Consider the following 15,911-nt stretch of genomic DNA (forward strand, 5'->3'; position numbering starts at 1 on the left):
TTATTGAGAAAAAGCCTGTTTCATTCGCTGTAAACCGATTTCAGCAGCTTTTGAAAAAATTTGATAACGTTTCCAAACTATGTGAATATCAACCGTTAATTGTGGCTCTAAAGGTTTAAAACAAAGATGACTATTACCAGTCGTGTTAATCAGCTTATCAATACTTAATGCATAACCCATGCTTTTTTCAACCATAAGTGAGGCATTGTAAAGTAGGTTATATGAGCCAATCACATTGAGTTTATCTAAATCACGTTTTAACCAGCGCGTAATTCGGATATCGACTTCTTTCTGTTTAGAGATAATAAGTGGCAAGTTCCATAAATCGCTAGGTCTAATCACATCTTGATGCGCAAGTGGACTATCTTTACGCATTAACACCCCCCAAGTATCTTTTTCGGGCAATAGTAACGACTCATATTTGCTGATATTTTCCACACCAATTAATAATCCAAAATCGAGTAAGCCTTTATCGATACGTTCTGTTACTTCATCAGCATCACCACTATAAATATGCACATGAATTTGCGGATAGTCGTGTTGTAATGCCTTAACAACCTCAGCAATTAATCCCATGGCATGGGTTTCACCACAGCCAATATAGATATCGCCACTGATTTCCTCAGCTGAGGTTTGAAACTCTAATTCAGTTTTTTGCACTAATTCTAAAATTTCTTCAGCACGTTTGCGTAAACGCATACCTTCATCGGTTAAGGTAATTTTACGACTGCCTCGAATAAATAAGGTTTTACCCAATTCTTGCTCTAATTCAGCCAGTTGACGAGATAATGTTGGCTGAGTCAGATGTAAATACTCAGCAGCCGCAGTGATACTTTCCTCTCTAGCAAGAGCTAAAAAATAACGTAATACTTTAATATCCAAAATGACCTCACATACAACTATTTTTTATGCTTAAAAAGTATAACAATAATTAAGTTATAGGAAAGAGGCATGTTGTTTTTATGTACAGTTCGAATGTAGAGTTATGTATAGTTAAAATGCAGACCATACATATAATTTTACCGGTCAGTAAAAAATAACCATGCTAAGTGTTAACGCTACTATAGTTATCTTTTTGTATTTAAAAACAGGGGTTTTTGCCAAATAAACAGAACAGGGCAGACAATTTATTGTCTGCCCTGTGGTTCAGGATAAGTACTTAATGGTGATGCGGAAAGTCTGCCGGTAATTCGCTGGCCGGACAGTTAATAACGTTTTCATCATTTTCGCCGCAATCTTCAATAAAAGTAATGGTAGCAAATTCGTCAATAACTTCTGTCGGATAAACCGGGCCCGCTTCACGATAGGCTTCCATTTGTGCAATATGCTCGTTCTGGAAACAAACAGTATGTTCGGGATTATTCATTACCCAGCGCGGGAAAAAGATGGTGCCGTGAAATAATTTGTCTTCCAGATTGATAATCAGGCTGACATCTGTACCGGTAGGTTCTGTCCATGAAATTTTATATACGCCGGCTGCTACGCGTACCAGATAAACTTTCTGATCTTTTACCCAGCGGTTACCCACCAGACCGCTATGAATACGATAATCGATAGTGGTGGCATTTTTAACATAAACTTCGTAGTTCCAGCCATTGTCGTAGGTATAAACCAGATGTTTACCAAGAATGTTACTTAAATCGGCAGTATCAAATGCAGGCATTTTTTTCACCTTTTGAATTGAAGTTAATCTGAATAAAAACAAATGAAGTGTAAACCTGTATTTATCTGATGAATAACGCTAATATTGGTTTAAACTGTTCCAAAATTTCGATTGATTAAGTAATGAAAACAACGCTGGAGCAATGGCAGTTATTGCAGGCCGTAGTCAGTTACGGCAGTTTTGCCCGTGCTGCTCAAGCTTTTAATCGCAGCCAGTCTTCGCTAAGTTATCAGCTGACGCTGATGCAGGAGCGTCTGGGGGTAACGCTATTAACTATAGTCGGCCGTCGTGCAGAACTGACGGCATCCGGACAGCAGTTGCTGGCACAGGCATTACCACTGTTGCAGGGATTTGAAGCGCTGGAAAATCGTTCCCGGGCTCTGAAACGCGGTGAGCGGGCAAGATTAGACTTGGTAGTAGACAGTATTTTTCCTAAAGATCGCCTGTTTTCAGCATTGCGTTGTTTTCAGCAGGCTTATCCGTCTACTCAGATACATCTCACAGAAGTATTGCGCAGTGAAAGTTGTGCTGTTTTACAACAGCGGCAGGCGGATGTTTATATTATCACCCCAAGTGCTGAGATGATGAGGCAGGGTAAGTTATTGCTGGAGGTGAATTTTGTAGCAGTTGTGCGGCATTCGCACCCTTTACTGGATTTACCGGCACCATTGAGTCAGGATGTTCTGATGCGTTATCCGCTGATTGAAATTGTTAGTCGTGAACAACAGCAACTGCCTTACAGGCAGATTACTGCATCTGAAAACTGGACATTCACCACGATTGAAACAGCTATTGAGGCAGTCAGTCAGGGAGTGGGTTATGGCTGGCTGCCGGAAGAACGGATTAAAAATCAACTGGCCTGCGGAGAATTAAAATTATTGCCATTGCGCCAGGGTATGTGCCGTGCAACACCGGTTTATTTATTTCTCAATCAGGAAGAAGAACAGCTGGATGATGAAACTGCATTGCTGGTAAAGTATATTCAGGATGCTGAATAAGTATACAGCTGCGTTGTAATGGTACCGGACATAATGCAGCCGAAGATTTATTCCAGATGCAACATCTGTTCTTCCTTCACTTCTTCCATAACAACATAACTGCGGCTTTCAGCCGCCGCGGGCAACTGTAACAGAATGTTACCCAGCATATTGCGGTAAGCGTGCATATTTGGCAGGCGAACTTTTATCAGGTAGTCGTATTCGCCGGAAATCAGATGACATTCTAGCACATGCGGAATAGTCAGAACTTCACGCCGGAAGTCTTCAAAAATATTGCCGGATTTAGAGCGCAGTTTGATTTCAACAAATACCAGCAGGCTCTGATTCAGGGCACGAGGATTGAGGCGGGCGTGATAGCCGGTAATAATATTTTCCCGCTCCAGCCGCCGTACCCGTTCGGTAACAGGTGTGGTGGAAAGACCAACCTTATCGGCCAGCTCGGTCATGGTCATCCGGGCATTTTTCTGAAGCAGGGACAAGATTTTCATGTCCACTTTATCTATAGGGTGCATGGTTTTTGATAGTATGAATGTGAGTATTTATTAAAATACACCATTTTTTTGTTTAAATAAAGTGAAATTCACTATCAGGCTTTGTTTACACTAGGGAAAGTAACTGAATTAATATATTTGTGAAATTTGTGGTTAAACCAATAGGTTATTCCGGTTAATTACCAGAGAGAGGATATTATGAAAGTGCTGATTATGGGAGCCGGTATTGTGGGGGTAAGTACTGCATGGTATCTGGCTAAAGCAGGACATGAAGTCACTGTGCTGGAGCGCGCTGATCAGGCCGCAATGGAAACCAGTTTTGCCAATGCCGGTCAATTATCATATGGTTATACCACTCCGTGGGCAGCACCCAATATTCCGGCCAAAGCATGGAAATGGCTGTTTAAAGAACATTCCCCTTTGCTGTTTCGTCCTGATGGCAGTCTGTTTCAGCTGCAATGGCTCTGGCAGATGTACCGTAATTGTAATGCCCGAAGCTATGCTACTAATAAAGAACGCATGGTGCGGATTTCTGAGTACAGCCGTGCGATGTTACAGCAATTGCAGGCAGAAGAAAATATTCAGTTTGAAGGCCGCAGCAAAGGTACCTTACAGATTTTCCGTACAGAAAAAGAGGTTATCGATTCCCGTTCCGATGTGGCTGTTTTACAGGAATTCGGTGTGCCTTTACAGGAGCTCAGCAGTGTTGCCGAATGTGTCCATTATGAGCCCGCGCTGGCACATATGACCGGAAAGCTGGCCGGCGCCCTGTATTTACCACAGGACGGCACGGGTGACTGCCATTTATTTACTACTGAGCTGGCCAGAAAATGTGAAGATCTCGGTGTAAAATTCCTCTACAGACATGCTATTACTGAAATACAGCAGGATAAATGCAGTATTAAGGGTGTTATGGCCAATGGTCAGTACTTTACTGCCGACCATTATGTTTGTGCTCTAGGCTGTTTTAGTCGCAGTATGCTGAGCGGGCTGGGTATTAATTTGCCGGTATATCCGGTTAAAGGTTACTCACTCACTATTCCGATTACCGATGAAGCAAAAGCACCGGTTTCTACTGTGATTGATGAAACTTATAAAGTGGCAGTAACGCGTTTTGATAAACGTATTCGTGCCGGTGGTATGGCTGAGTTGTCTGGTTATCGTATTCATCTGAACCCCAAACGTAAAGCAACACTGGATTTGGTGGTGAATGATTTATTTCCGGATAGCTGCCGGACTTCGGAAGCTTTTTTCTGGAGCGGTCTGCGCCCGATGACACCGGACAGTACGCCGATCATTGGCGCCAGCCGTTTTGTGAATCTGTCTATCAATACCGGACACGGTACGCTGGGCTGGACAATGGGGCTGGGTTCGGGAAAAATTCTGGCTGATTTGATTAGTGGTGTTAAACCGGAAATTGAAACCAGTGATTTATCGCTGGCTCGTTATGTTTAAGCAAGTTCAGAACGGTTAGGGTAAATTTTGCTCTTATCGGCACTTATTTTGTCCCGTTTGTCAGGGCAGACAGAAACGGTAAAATTTTTTATCATAATATTAATATATTATTAATTTATCTGATACGGCTGGCAGTTATGGTGATATATGAAATTCAGATAGAGATAATGATAAAATTTTATTACTGAAAGCTGTTGCTGCATGGCGGCTTTACTTAAATAATGAAATTTGATAATCAGGATAACAGGGGAGCAATGATGCGTCCGTTAGTTGCGCAGATTCGTTTGAATCACTTGCGTGATAATTTTCTGGCTTTAAAGCAGATGCATGGCGGCGGCAAAATGCTGGCCGTGGTTAAGGCCAATGCTTATGGACATGGCGCTGTACGCTGCGCGCAGGCACTGGCTGATATAGCTGATGGTTTTGCGGTAGCCTGTATCAGTGAGGCAGTGCAGTTGCGTGAAGCAGGTATACAATTACCGATCATCATGCTGGAAGGGGTTTTTGCTGCTGAAGAATATGCGCTGGCAGACCGTTACCAGTTGTGGCCTGTAGTAGGTAATTTATGGCAGCTGGAAAGCTTACTGGATTATGACTGGCAGAAACCGGTAACAGTATGGCTGAAAATGGATTCCGGTATGCACCGAACCGGCTTTTTCCCTCATGATTATGCACCTGCCTATCAGGCTCTGATTCAAAGCAGTAAGGTTGCTGATGTGGTGAAAATGACCCATTTTGCTTGTGCAGATGAGCCGATGAAAACCATGACGGCTGAACAGATTCGTACTTTTGAGCTGACCTGTGCCAATTTGCCCGGTGAGGTAAGTCTGGCTAATTCATCTGGCATAATGGCTTATCCGCAAACACAGTGCGGCTGGGGACGGGCGGGGCTGGCACTTTATGGTATTTCGCCGATGGGTGGTGCTGATAGCCGTTTCAAGCCGGTAATGAGGCTGGTAAGTAAAGTATTCGGAGAACGGGTTTTGCAGATGGGAGAACCGATTGGTTATGGTGCCAGTTATGTCACTACCCGTTCAACCCGTGTCGGGCTGGTGGCCTGCGGCTATGCAGACGGCTATCCGCGCCGTGCGGCAACAGGCACACCGGTGGCAATTGACGGGGTACGCAGTTGTGTTCTCGGTCGGGTTTCCATGGATATGATGACAGTTCAACTGGATGACCACCGGCAGTCACTCGGCAGTGAAGTGGAATTATGGGGTGATGTTGTTAATGTAAATGAAGTAGCCGCCGCCGCCGGAACCATTTCCTATGAGCTGCTGTGTAATGTTAAACGTGCTGAAATGGTGTATGAATAAATGGTATGGATTGTCAATTATTGGGTAAATGTTTGGCAAGACAGAAAAATTGGTTTATAAAGATGTAATATGTTCTCAGGCAGCCTTTCAAGCTGCCTGAAGTTATTTTTTTTGAGTTTATGATAATGGAAATAGAAACACTGAAACTGGCCAAAGATTTGATAGCACAGCCATCTGTCACGCCGGATGATCATGGTTGTCAGCCGCTGCTGATGAGCCGTCTGACAGCACTGGGATTCAATATTGAAACCTTCAGATTCGGGGAAACGGATAATTTTTATGCCGTTTACGGTCGGCAGGGGCCGCTGGTTTGTTTCGCCGGACATACTGATGTAGTACCGACCGGCGATGAAAGTCGCTGGACTTCGCCTCCGTTTACACCTGCAGAGCGTGATGGATACCTGTATGGGCGTGGTGCTGCCGATATGAAAAGCAGTATTGCAGCTTTTGTGACCGCTTGCGAACGCTTGCTGGCTCAGCAACCTGAATTGCCGTTGCGTCTGGCTTTACTGATTACTTCTGATGAAGAGGGTGACGGACACGATGGTACCAAACGTGTGGTCGAAGTTTTAAAAGAGCGGGGAGAGCATATTGATTACTGCATTGTGGGTGAGCCTACGGCAGTTGATACACTGGGTGACATGATAAAAAACGGACGACGTGGTTCTTTGTCGGGTACGCTGCAGGTGCACGGACGTCAGGGACACATCGCTTATCCTCATCTGGCTGCCAATCCGGTACATCTGGCTGCTGCGGCACTGGCTGAGCTAACTGCCACGCACTGGGATGACGGAAATACTTATTTTCCGCCTACCGGATTTCAGATTTCCAATATTCACGCCGGTACGGGGGCTACTAATGTGATTCCCGGAGAGCTTACCGTACAGTTTAATTTCCGGTTCTCAACGGAATCGACAGCAGAAAGTCTGCGCCGGCAGGTACATGCCATTCTGGATAAACATAATTTAAACTATGATTTGCAGTGGGCTTTGTCCGGAGAACCGTTCCTGACCGCTGCAGGACGTCTGACTACAGTAGCACAGGCTGCCATTGAGCGTGTTTGTGGTGTGAATGCTCAATTATCTACCACGGGCGGTACGTCAGACGGTCGCTTTATTAAGGCTATCGCCAGCGAATTAATAGAACTAGGGCCGGTTAATGCCACGATTCATCAGATAGATGAGTGTGTGGATATTGCCGCAATAGCTCAGTTATCGGCTATTTATGAGAATATGCTGCAACAGCTGACACAGGCTGATTTTACTCATACTGCATAAGGAGAAACTAATGGGGATGCTGAAACAGAAACATTTTTTAAAACTGCTGGATTATACGCCGGCAGAAATTCAGACGCTGCTTGATCTGGCCACCAGCCTGAAAGCTGAAAAGAAAAATGCAGCGGAGCAGCCGCGTCTGACTGGTAAAAATATTGCTCTGATATTTGAAAAAACATCTACCCGTACCCGTTGTGCTTTTGAAGTGGCTGCGCATGATCAGGGTGCACATGTGACTTATCTGGACAGCAGTGGCAGCCAGATCGGGCATAAAGAAAGTATCAGTGATACTGCACGGGTTCTGGGGCGCATGTATGACGCGATTGAGTATCGTGGTTACGGACAGGAAATTGTTGAGCAACTGGCTGAATATGCCAGTGTCCCGGTGATTAATGGTCTGACCAATGAATACCATCCGACGCAAATGCTTGCCGATTTGCTTACTATGAAGGAAAACAGCAAAAAGCCTTTGAATCAGATTGCCTATGCTTATGTGGGTGATGCTCGTTACAACATGGGTAATTCTTTGCTGGTTGCCGGTGCCAAAATGGGTATGGATGTACGTATTGGTGCACCGCGGGCTTTCTGGCCGAATGACGCTCTGGTAGAACAGTGCCGCTCAATTGCAAAGCAGACCGGTGCACGGATTACATTAACTGAAGATGCAGCCGCAGCTGTTGATCAGGCTGATTTTATTCATACCGATGTCTGGGTATCAATGGGAGAAGCGAAAGAAACCTGGAAAGAACGGATTGAGCAGCTCAGACCTTACCGCGTTGATGCACGTCTGATGGCTGCCAGCAATAATCCTGAAGTGAAATTCATGCATTGTCTGCCGGCAATTCATAACCGCGATACTCAGGTAGGACAGTGGCTTTTTGATGAGTTTTCTCTGGATGGTGCCGAAGTAAGTGAAGAAGTATTTGAAAGTGTTGCTTCTATTGTTTTTGAACAGGCAGAAAACCGGATGCATACCATTAAAGCAGTATTGGTAGCATTATTAACTACCTGACCGGGGCAGGCCTGTAGTAAATGGAAAGAATGGTTATGAAAACATCCCCCAATCAGTTACCTATTAATCCGCATTATCTGGCATTATTGTTGTCAGTGATGGTGGCTATTATGCCGTTTTCCACAGATATTTATTTATCTTCTGTACCGGAAATGGCGACTTCTTTACACGCACCGATTGATCAGATTGAACGCAGTCTGGCCAGTTTCATGTTTGGTGTTGCGCTCGGACAATTGCTTGGGGGGGCAATATCCGATATTAAGGGGCGCAAAATCATTGCTATGATTGGTCTGAGTGTCTATCTGGTGTCAGCTATTGCTATTGTCTTTATTCACTCAGCCGGAGAATTGCTGTTCTGGCGCTGGATTCAGGCACTGGGCGGCGGTATGGCCACTGTTACAGTTGGTGCAACTGTACGTGATTTCTTTCATGGCAATGAAGCCGCGAAAATGTTTGCCACCATTGGTATTATTACTCTGGCTGCACCACTGGCTGCGCCCATGCTGGGTACAGCACTGGCTGCTCTTGGCGGCTGGCGGGTTATCTTTATATTTCTGCTGGTATATGCTCTGGCCGTACTGATTTGTGTATGGCGGTTTATGCCACAGGTTAAAATGGATATTCAGCCATTGGATAGCAAAGTTTTTCGCAAGATAAAAGAAAATTTTTCAGTGGTTTTTCATGAACGCGAAGCGTTGGGATTCATGTTTTTCCAAACTGCTGCTTTTGCAGCTATGTTTGTATTTCTGACTGAATCTTCCTTTTTGTACATGAATATATATGGTCTTAGCCCGCATCAGTATTCATGGGCCTTTGGTGCCAATGTGATTACTATGATGCTGTTTAACCGGGTAACAGCCTATCGTCTGCGTACTACGCCGGCTCGCAACATTTTGCTTGGCGGTGTGCTGTTGCAGTTAAGCTGTAATTTATTATTAACCATTGTGGTATGGAGTATGGATCGTCCGCCTTTCTTCCTGTTACTGTTGCTGATTATGTTTTCAATTGGTTCACAGGGTTTGATTGGTTCCAATACTCAGGCGTGTTTCATGAGCTATTTTCGTAAAATTGGTGGCAGTGCCAATGCTGTACTGGGAACAATGCAGTTTCTGATTGCCGCTACTGTAGGCTGGCTGACTACACTGCTGCATAATGGTTCGACACATGTGATGCCGACAATGATGCTGATTTCCACCAGTTGTGGTGCCGTATTATTATGGGCTTTATCACATACCGCATGGCAAAAAAAACATAAATAATAACGGGCAGCCCGCAGTAGGCTGCCTTTTTCTTGTTTTTCTGAATAAACTATTAATAACACTACTAATTATGTCTGATAACGATAAACTCAAACCACACCGCGATGCTATAGACCGGATTGACAGTGAAATTCTGCGTTTGTTAAACCAGCGAGCTACTCATGCTCAGGCCATTGGTACGTTAAAGGGTGAGGGCATAGTGTACCGTCCTGAACGTGAAGCAGTCGTTTTACGCCGGATTCAGGAACAAAATCCGGGACCATTGTCCGGTCAGGCAGTTGCACGTTTACAGCGGGCGATTATGAGTGAATGTCTGGCACTGGAACGACCGTTAACTGTCGCTTATCTCGGACCTAAGGGTACATTTACCGAACAGGCTGCTATTAAACATTTCGGTCAGGCTGCACAGACACATCCGTGTACTTCAATTGATGAATGTTTCCGTCTGGTCGAAGCACAGCAGGCCGATTATGTGGTTACACCTGTCGAAAACTCTACTGAGGGGTCGGTGGGGCGCAGTCTCGACCTGCTGTTAACCACACCTTTAAAAGCCTGTGGTGAAGTCAATCTGCGCATTCATCATCAGCTACTGCGTGCTGTAGCATCGCAACAGGATATCACTAAGGTTTATGCACATGCTCAGGCACTATCACAATGCCGGAACTGGCTGGATAAAAACCTGCCGGAGCAGGTAGCCCGGATAGCTGTTGCCAGTAATGCAGAAGCAGCACGACTGGCTGCCGCAGACAGTAGTGCAGCAGCCATTGCCTCACTGATGGCTGCCGATTACTATCAGTTGCAGATACTGGCTCAGAATATCGAAGACGAACCAAATAATACTACCCGTTTTCTGGTATTAGGGCGGAATATTACGACCAGCAGCGGTAAAGATAAAACGTCACTGGTTGTGGCTGCGCCCAATAAAGCTGGTGCCATGCATGATTTACTTCAGCCTTTTGCAGATCATCAGGTATCTATGACAAAACTAGAAAGTCGCCCCAGCCGCGGTGGTTTGTGGGAATATGTGTTTTTTATCGATATCGAAGGTCATCAGCAGAATGAGGATGTGGCAGCTGCATTGGCTGTCTTGCAACAGCGTTCAGCTTTTCTGAAAATAATTGGTTCTTATCCACAGGCTGTGATTTAAATGCAAAGTTAATATTTATCTAAAGCAGATACCATTGACTGCTGGCATGGAGATAAAACAAATATGAAAAATATTGTTGTATATTGTGGTTCTAATCTGGGGCAGAACAAAGCTTATTTTGACGCAGCTCAGCAGCTGGGACGGGAAATGGCTCAGCAGGGATACCGTCTGGTTTATGGTGGTGGCAATATTGGTCTGATGGGTACGATTGCTACTGCTGTACTGGAACATGGTGGTGAAGTTATTGGTGTTATTCCGAGTTTTTTGAAAAATCTGGAAGGTGCGCATCCGGGGTTAACCGAATTGTATGAAACCACCAATATGACCGAGCGCAAAAATAAAATGATTGAACTGGCTAACGGCTTTATTGCCATGCCAGGCGGACTGGGAACTTATGAAGAACTGTTTGAAGTTCTCTCACAAGCTCAGCTGAAACTGCATCCCCATCCGATAGGAATTCTGAATGTAGCCGGTTTCTTTGATCCCTTAATTCAAATGCTGCAAAATACAGTCACTGCCGGTTTTATGCCGCCGGAAAACATGGATTTACTTTGTCAGTCCGCCAAACCAGCGGAGCTGCTGGAACAAATGCGCCTCTGGCAGCCGCGTGATGCAGTTAAATGGGTTACTCCGCAATGGGCGCAGCAAACCAGAGAAACTTTATGCTGACCTTAGCTGTACTTAATCACCTTATCCAGCAGAATGTGGAACTTAAAGTGCGCTGGCAGCAATACCGGCAACGGGTTGTAGCGCTGGTGTTGCCTATGCTGACTCTTAAAGGGCGCATTGATGATCAAGGATTCTGGCAGGAAGATTCTGCCGAAGCTGAAACCACCATTATTATCGCTCCGACAGCTCTGACTAAAATGCTCAGTGGTGTACAGCCGGGAGTGGGTGACGTACAAATTACTGGTGACCGTACTTTTGGTATGGCGATTTTGCCGCTTATACAGGCATTGCAGTATGACTGGCGTGACGATCTGGCCAGACTGCTTGGTGATGCTGTGGGCGGAAAGGTGGCGCTGGAACTGGAGAGTCTCTATCAGCAAGGCTGCGCTATTGGTCAGAATATTGCAGCACAGGTCGCAGATTATGCACAGGAAAGTGATGCGATTGTGGTCGGGCAGAAGCAATTACAACGTTTTTCTGCTCAGGTCGAGACATTACGTGATGATACAGCCCGACTGGCCGCCCGAATTTCCCGCTTGCAGCAGAAAACTGACTAATATTCCGGCACGTGAGTGGTTTATGAGCCGTTACTGTAGCAGAGAAACGGCTCTGGTATAATTTCAACGATTTTTACTAGATTCTAACGATACATCAATCATGACAAAACAACGCAAAATACTGGTTACTTCAGCCTTGCCCTATGCAAACGGTAATATTCATCTGGGACATATGGTTGAACATATTCAGACTGATATCTGGGTGCGTTTCCAGAAAGCCCGCGGACATGAATGCTATTACGTCTGTGCAGACGATACGCATGGTACGCCGGTCATGCTGGCGGCACAGAAACAGGGAATAACACCGGAAGAAATGATTACTCAGGTACGTCAGAATCATCTGGCCGATTTTACCGGCTTTGGTATTGGCTATGATAATTATTACAGTACGCACTCACCTGAAAATGAAGCTTTATCACGCAGCATTTATCTGGCTTTAAAAGCCAATGGAAAAATTGAAAGCCGTACTATTGAGCAATTATTTGATCCGGAAAAAAATCTGTTTCTGCCCGATCGTTTTGTTAAAGGTGAATGTCCGAAATGTCATGCACAGGATCAGTATGGTGATAATTGTGAAGTATGCGGCACTACTTATAGTCCTACCGAACTGATTAAGCCGTATTCTGCTATTTCCGGCGCCACTCCTGTGCTGAAAGAATCTGAGCATTTCTTCTTTAAACTCGGAGAATGTGCGGATTATCTGAAACAGTGGACTGCCGGCAGCACCCGGCTGAAAAATGGTCGTGAGCAGCCGCATTTGCAGGCAGAAGCCCTGAATAAAATGAATGAATGGTTGCAGAATGATAGCCTGAGTGACTGGGATATCAGTCGTGATGCGCCTTATTTCGGCTTTGAGATTCCGGATGCTCCCGGTAAATATTTTTATGTGTGGCTGGATGCACCTATCGGCTACATGGCATCATTTAAAAACCTGTGTGAACGTCTGGGCATTGATTTTGATCAGTGGTTCTGTGCAGATACTGATACCGAAATGTATCATTTCATCGGTAAGGATATTTTATATTTTCATGCATTATTCTGGCCGGCTACTTTGCAATACGCCAATCTGCGGGCACCAACAGGCATATTTGCACACGGTTTTCTCACGGTAGACGGACAGAAAATGTCCAAATCACGCGGTACTTTTATCACAGCCCGTTCCTATCTTGAGCAGCGACTGAATCCCGAATGGCTGCGTTATTATTTTGCAGCCAAACTCAATAGCAGAATTGAAGATCTGGATTTAAATCTGAATGATTTTATCGCCCGGGTTAATAGTGATTTGGTTGGTAAATACATAAATATCGCCGCACGTGCTGCCGGATTCATCAGCAAACGCTTTCAGGGAACACTGGCTGATGTTAGCAACAGCGAGCTGTTACCACAGCTACAGGCGCAAAGTGAAAATATTGCTGCCAGCTTTGAAGCACGTGAGTATGCGCGCGCCTTACGTGAAATCATGGCATTAGCTGATGTGGTCAATGAGTATGTCGATGCCAACAAACCATGGGAGCTAGCGCGACAGGAAGGACAGGAGGCACGTTTACAGCAAGTATGCAGTGAACTGATTAATGCTTTCCGTATTCTGACCGTATATATGTCACCAGTATTGCCGAAGCTTGCTGCAGAAGCAGCCGCTTTTCTGAATGTGGTGCCATTAAGCTGGGCTGATAGTACGACCTTATTACCTGCCGGTCATCATATCAATGCATATCAGCATCTGATGCACCGAGTGGAACAGAAACAGATTGATGATTTGATTGCAGCGAATCAGCAGAATATTCAGGCAGTTGAGGCTGCTGCTGAAACAAAGTATGAGCCTGTGGCAGATACGGCTTCATTTGATGACTTTATGAAAATCGATATGCGTGTTGCCAAAGTGTTGACGTGCGAAAAAGTCAAAGGCAGTAGCAAACTGCTCAAATTTCAGCTTGATCTCGGTTTTGAGCAGCGCACAATATTCTCTGGTATTGCCGCCAGCTATCCTGAACCGGAAAAACTGGCCGGAAGAATGGTCATTGTGGTAGCCAATTTTGCGCCGCGTAAAATGGCAAAATTTGGCATGTCTGAAGGAATGATTACTTCAGCTGCCGGTAATGGCAAACTATTTTTACTGGATGTGGATAGTGGGGCTGAACCGGGTATGAAAGTCGGCTGATTATCTTGCTGAAAAACCAGACCAGCTAATATTGCTGGTCTGGTTTTTTATTTATGAATCAAAAAAGTGATGAGATGGTTAATCTCATCACCTGGTATAAGGAAATCAGATTTCTGTAAGCAGAATTTTAAGTTGTATGAAGTGCTTATTTCAGTACTTCATGTAAACGCTCTTCATCAAGGCTTTTTTCCCAGCGCGCAACCACAATAGTGGCACAGGCATTACCTACCAGATTAGTCAGAGCACGACACTCAGACATGAATCGGTCAATACCCAGAATCAGCGCCATTCCTTCCACCGGCACAGAAGGTACTACCGATAAGGTTGCAGCCAGAGTGATAAATCCTGCTCCTGTTACACCTGCGGCACCTTTTGAACTTAGCATGGCAACCAGTAACAGCAATATTTGCTGTTCCAGTGTCAGATCAATATTACATGCTTGTGCAATAAATAATGCCGCCATAGTCATGTAAATATTGGTACCGTCCAGATTAAACGAATAACCGGTGGGTACTACCAATCCGACAATTGATTTCTTGCAGCCGGCTTTTTCCATTTTCTGCATCAGTGTGGGCAGGGCGGCTTCAGATGAGCTTGTACCCAGTACTAGTAACAGTTCTTCCTTAATGTATTTGACCAGCTTGATAATCGAAAAACCGTTATAACGGGCTACAGCACCCAGAACAATCAGAATAAACAGAACGGAAGAAATATAAAAAGTCAGAATCAAATAGAGCAGATTACCAATAGAACTAATACCGTATTTACCTATGGTAAAAGCCATGGCGCCAAATGCACCTATCGGGGCTGCACGCATCAGAATAGATACCATTTTGAAAACGGGCGCCGATAAATCCTGAAAAATATTAATTAGCGGGCGGGCTTTTTCTCCAATCAGTGCCAGTGAGATACCAAACAGAATAGCAATAAACAGAGTTTGCAGAATATTGCCATTGGTTAGCGGGCTCATGGCAGTAGTCGGAATAATATCCATCAGAAAGCCGGTCAGGCTGGATTCATGGGACTTCTGCACATATTCGTTTACCTTGGCACTTTGCAGTGAGCTCGGGTCAATATTCAGACCATGTCCCGGCTGGGCAATATTGGCCACGACCAGCCCGATAGCCAGTGCCAGAGTAGAGAAAGTAAGAAAGTAAACCATAGCCTTGCCGGCGACCCGCCCCATGGTTTTCATATTGGTCATCTCGGCGATGCCGGTTACCACGGTAAGAAAAATAACTGGGGAGATGATCATTTTCACTAATTTGATGAAAGCATCACCTAAAGGTTTCATGCTTTCGCCAACAGTAGGGAAAAAGTTGCCAAGTAAGATACCAATAATAATGGCAATAATTACCTGTACATATAGGATCTGATACCAGCGCTGTTTTTTCGGTGGCGGATTCATTTCCTCAATTTCGAGTGGTAACATGTTTACCTTTCAATGGGTTGTGTTTAAAGGCTACAGTTTTTTAACGTTATTATGTAGTAGGATGTAACATAATTGGCTGATTATAAAGCCTACATAACTTAACAGAAAAGCATTATTAATTACTAAATAAGAACCATGAGACAAAAGGATGTATGATAAGAAAATTTTTTATAGAAAAATAGATGGTTGTATTAGGAATTGACGATAATTTTCTATCGTGTTTTTGAAGTAAAAAATAATTTATATTATTTAATTTAAGATAATTTCATTCAAAATAAATTTATTTTAGTTATAAAAAAACCGTCTGCTTGAAATAAGCAGACGGTTTTTAAAATATGGTCGGAGTGAAAGGATTCGAACCTTCGACCCCCTCGTCCCGAACGAGGTGCGCTACCGGGCTGCGCTACACTCCGAAAGAAGTTGTGCATTATAGGCAGCGGCGAAGACATTGACAAGAGTGAAGCGCAAATTAATTTCAAA

Annotated in this window: 14 protein-coding genes and 1 tRNA gene; 10 read left to right on the forward strand and 5 right to left on the reverse strand. The window is 44.5% G+C overall.

Annotated elements, in window-relative coordinates; translation table 11 throughout:
• Window positions 1-882 (reverse strand): LysR family transcriptional regulator, encoded by an 882-nt coding sequence (locus tag H3T75_RS00815; RefSeq protein WP_078475372.1) that lies wholly within the window; start codon window positions 880-882, stop codon window positions 1-3.
• A gap of 277 nt (window positions 883-1,159) precedes the next feature.
• On the reverse strand, window positions 1,160-1,663 hold the full coding sequence (locus H3T75_RS00820) for a phenolic acid decarboxylase (protein ID WP_084548358.1): 504 nt from the start codon (window positions 1,661-1,663) through the stop codon (window positions 1,160-1,162).
• A gap of 122 nt (window positions 1,664-1,785) precedes the next feature.
• Between H3T75_RS00820 and H3T75_RS00825 the strand changes: the two genes are divergently transcribed.
• Window positions 1,786-2,661 carry a LysR family transcriptional regulator gene (locus H3T75_RS00825; RefSeq protein ID WP_198210768.1) on the forward strand — a complete coding sequence of 292 codons (876 nt, stop codon included), beginning with the start codon at window positions 1,786-1,788 and terminating at the stop codon, window positions 2,659-2,661.
• A gap of 47 nt (window positions 2,662-2,708) precedes the next feature.
• Here the strand turns inward: H3T75_RS00825 and H3T75_RS00830 are convergent, their stop codons facing one another.
• Entirely contained in the window at window positions 2,709-3,173 is a 465-nt protein-coding gene (locus H3T75_RS00830; RefSeq protein WP_025331357.1) for an Lrp/AsnC ligand binding domain-containing protein, read from the reverse strand.
• Between the two features lie 177 nt (window positions 3,174-3,350).
• Between H3T75_RS00830 and H3T75_RS00835 the strand changes: the two genes are divergently transcribed.
• The 9 genes from H3T75_RS00835 to metG all read left to right on the forward strand — a co-directional run bounded on the left by H3T75_RS00835 (window position 3,351) and on the right by metG (window position 13,999).
• Window positions 3,351-4,607, forward strand: coding sequence for a D-amino acid dehydrogenase (locus tag H3T75_RS00835; RefSeq protein ID WP_110414571.1), 1,257 nt, complete (start codon window positions 3,351-3,353; stop codon window positions 4,605-4,607).
• Between the two features lie 257 nt (window positions 4,608-4,864).
• A complete protein-coding gene (gene alr, locus H3T75_RS00840) occupies window positions 4,865-5,923 on the forward strand; it encodes an alanine racemase (protein WP_198211252.1) in 1,059 nt (352 codons plus the stop codon).
• A gap of 119 nt (window positions 5,924-6,042) precedes the next feature.
• The gene (dapE, locus tag H3T75_RS00845) at window positions 6,043-7,200 is read left to right on the forward strand and encodes a succinyl-diaminopimelate desuccinylase (protein WP_198210769.1); all 1,158 of its coding nucleotides are present in this window, start codon (window positions 6,043-6,045) and stop codon (window positions 7,198-7,200) included.
• A gap of 10 nt (window positions 7,201-7,210) precedes the next feature.
• Window positions 7,211-8,209: an ornithine carbamoyltransferase gene (gene argF / locus H3T75_RS00850; RefSeq protein ID WP_370570079.1), complete on the forward strand. Its 999-nt coding sequence runs from the start codon at window positions 7,211-7,213 to the stop codon at window positions 8,207-8,209.
• A gap of 35 nt (window positions 8,210-8,244) precedes the next feature.
• Window positions 8,245-9,468, forward strand: coding sequence for a multidrug effflux MFS transporter (locus H3T75_RS00855; protein WP_025331352.1), 1,224 nt, complete (start codon window positions 8,245-8,247; stop codon window positions 9,466-9,468).
• Window positions 9,469-9,538: 70 nt separating this feature from the next.
• On the forward strand, window positions 9,539-10,615 hold the full coding sequence (pheA, locus tag H3T75_RS00860) for a prephenate dehydratase (protein WP_037393084.1): 1,077 nt from the start codon (window positions 9,539-9,541) through the stop codon (window positions 10,613-10,615).
• Window positions 10,616-10,678: 63 nt separating this feature from the next.
• On the forward strand, window positions 10,679-11,284 hold the full coding sequence (locus H3T75_RS00865) for a TIGR00730 family Rossman fold protein (protein WP_198210770.1): 606 nt from the start codon (window positions 10,679-10,681) through the stop codon (window positions 11,282-11,284).
• Window positions 11,278-11,841 carry an SCP2 domain-containing protein gene (locus tag H3T75_RS00870; RefSeq protein ID WP_198210771.1) on the forward strand — a complete coding sequence of 188 codons (564 nt, stop codon included), beginning with the start codon at window positions 11,278-11,280 and terminating at the stop codon, window positions 11,839-11,841. Before H3T75_RS00865 ends, H3T75_RS00870 begins: the two co-directional genes overlap by 7 nt.
• Before the next feature lie 100 nt (window positions 11,842-11,941).
• Window positions 11,942-13,999 carry a methionine--tRNA ligase gene (gene metG, locus H3T75_RS00875; protein ID WP_084551749.1) on the forward strand — a complete coding sequence of 686 codons (2,058 nt, stop codon included), beginning with the start codon at window positions 11,942-11,944 and terminating at the stop codon, window positions 13,997-13,999.
• Between the two features lie 145 nt (window positions 14,000-14,144).
• On the opposite strand, the gene H3T75_RS00880 is transcribed toward metG, so the two are convergent.
• Window positions 14,145-15,431, reverse strand: a complete 1,287-nt coding sequence (locus H3T75_RS00880) for a dicarboxylate/amino acid:cation symporter (protein ID WP_025331347.1) — start codon at window positions 15,429-15,431, stop codon at window positions 14,145-14,147.
• A gap of 336 nt (window positions 15,432-15,767) precedes the next feature.
• Window positions 15,768-15,844 (reverse strand) — tRNA-Pro (locus H3T75_RS00885).
• Window positions 15,845-15,911: the final 67 nt, after the last annotated feature.

The organism is Snodgrassella sp. W8135, assembly GCF_016101225.1.
GTDB lineage: Bacteria > Pseudomonadota > Gammaproteobacteria > Burkholderiales > Neisseriaceae > Snodgrassella > Snodgrassella alvi.